General features: G+C 42.5%; 1 protein-coding gene. It reads left to right on the top strand.

What is annotated here, in order from left to right; translation table 11 throughout:
• Positions 1-2406: mucin-binding protein (locus QM917_RS10490; RefSeq protein WP_414285717.1), on the top strand; the 2406-nt coding region annotated here is incomplete at both ends.

Genomic DNA, 2406 nt, shown 5'->3' with positions numbered 1-2406 from the left:
CAGAAGTGAAGTATCCAAATGATCCAACGGATCCAACGAAACCAGGTCAACCAGTTGTTCCTAATGTACCAGGCTACAAACCATACTTGCCAGATCCAAAAGATCCAAGCAAACCAGGTAAACCAGTAGAACCAGGAAAACCAATCACTCCTGAAAACCCAGGTGACGACACACCAATTATCTACGTACCAATCGTAAATGATGTGAAGAAACCAACTAAACAAACAGTTAAGTTTGAAGGAGCAGGCGATAAGACTCCAGGAGACAATGTCCAAGACGACTTCACATTCACTGGTAAAGTAAACAAAGCTGATGGAAGTACAACATGGACTGAGAAGAGCCATACTTACGGTAAGGTATCTGTACCAGTAATTCCAGGTTACTACGCTGATAAGACAGAAGCTGGTGGTAAGACAGTTACTCCAGAAAATCCTGAAGCAACAGATACAGTAACCTACAAACCACTTGGAAACTTGGTTCCAAAACCAGGAACACCAGATGATCCAAACTTCCCATCAACACCAAAAGTGAAGTATCCAAATGATCCAACAGATCCAGGTAAACCAGGTAAACCAGTTGTTCCAGACGTACCAGGCTACAAACCATACTTGCCAGATCCAAAAGATCCAAGCAAACCAGGTAAACCAGTCGAACCAGGAAAACCAATCACTCCTGAAAACCCAGGTGACGACACACCAATTATCTACGTACCAATCGTAAATGATGTGAAGAAACCAACTAAACAAACAGTTAAGTTTGAAGGAGCAGGCGATAAGACTCCAGGAGACAATGTCCAAGATGACTTTACATTTACTGGTAAAGAAAACAAAGCTTCTGGAACTACAACATGGACTGAGAAGAGCCATACTTACGGTAAGGTATCTGTACCAGTAATTCCAGGTTACTACGCTGATAAGACAGAAGCTGGTGGTAAGACAGTTACTCCAGAAAATCCTGAAGCAACAGATACAGTAACCTACAAACCACTTGGAAACTTGGTTCCAAAACCAGGAACACCAGATGATCCAAACTTCCCATCAACACCAAAAGTGAAGTATCCAAATGATCCAACAGATCCAGGTAAACCAGGTAAACCAGTTGTTCCAGACGTACCAGGCTACAAACCATACTTGCCAGATCCAAAAGATCCAAGCAAACCAGGTCAACCAGTAGAACCAGGTAAGGAGCTTCCAAACCTTCCAACAAACCCAGGTGAAGACACACCAATCATCTACGTACCAATCGTAAATGATGTGAAGAAACCAACTAAACAAACAGTTAAGTTTGAAGGAGCAGGCGATAAGACTCCAGCCGACAACGTCCAAGACGACTTCACATTCACTGGTAAAGTAAACAAAGCTGATGGAAGTACAACATGGACTGAGAAGAGCCATACTTACGGTAAGGTATCTGTACCAGTAATTCCAGGTTACTACGCTGATAAGACAGAAGCTGGTGGTAAGACAGTTACTCCAGAAAATCCTGAAGCAACAGATACAGTAACCTACAAACCACTTGGAAACTTGGTTCCAAAACCAGGAACACCAGACGATCCAAACTTCCCATCAACACCAAAAGTGAAGTATCCAAATGATCCAACAGATCCAGGTAAACCAGGAAAACCAGTTGTTCCAGACGTACCAGGCTACAAACCATACTTGCCAGATCCAAAAGATCCAAGCAAACCAGGTAAACCAGTAGAACCAGGAAAACCAATCACTCCTGAAAACCCAGGTGACGACACACCAATTATCTACGTACCAATCGTAAATGATGTGAAGAAACCAACTAAACAAACAGTTAAGTTTGAAGGAGCAGGCGATAAGACTCCAGCCGACAAGGTCCAAGACGACTTCACATTCACTGGTAAAGTAAACAAAGCTTCTGGAACTACAACATGGACTGAGAAGAGCCATACTTACGGTAAGGTATCTGTACCAGTAATTCCAGGTTACTACGCTGATAAGACAGAAGCCGGTGGTAAGACAGTTACTCCAGAAAATCCTGAAGTAGTAGAGATTGTTACCTATAAACCACTTGGAAGCTTGGTTCCAAAATCTGATGATCCTAAATTCCCATCAACACCAGATGTGAAATATCCAAATGATCCAACAGATCCAACAAAACCAGGTAAACCAGTTGTTCCAGACGTACCAGGCTACAAACCATACTTGCCAGATCCAAAAGATCCAAGCAAACCAGGTAAACCAGTAGAACCAGGTAAGGAACTTCCAAACCTTCCAACAAACCCAGGTGATGACACACCAATCATCTACGTTCCAATCGTAAATGATGTGAAGAAATCAACTAAACAAACAGTTAAGTTTGAAGGAGCAGGCGATAAGACTCCAGCGGACAACGTCCAAGATGATTTTACGTTTACTGGTAAAGAAAACAAAGCTTCTG

Origin of the sequence: Streptococcus infantis (assembly GCF_047460685.1) — a bacterium.
GTDB classification, from domain to species: domain Bacteria; phylum Bacillota; class Bacilli; order Lactobacillales; family Streptococcaceae; genus Streptococcus; species Streptococcus infantis_AD.
Note: the sequence above shows the minus strand (reverse complement) of the source record. Positions and strands in the feature narration are given on the sequence as shown.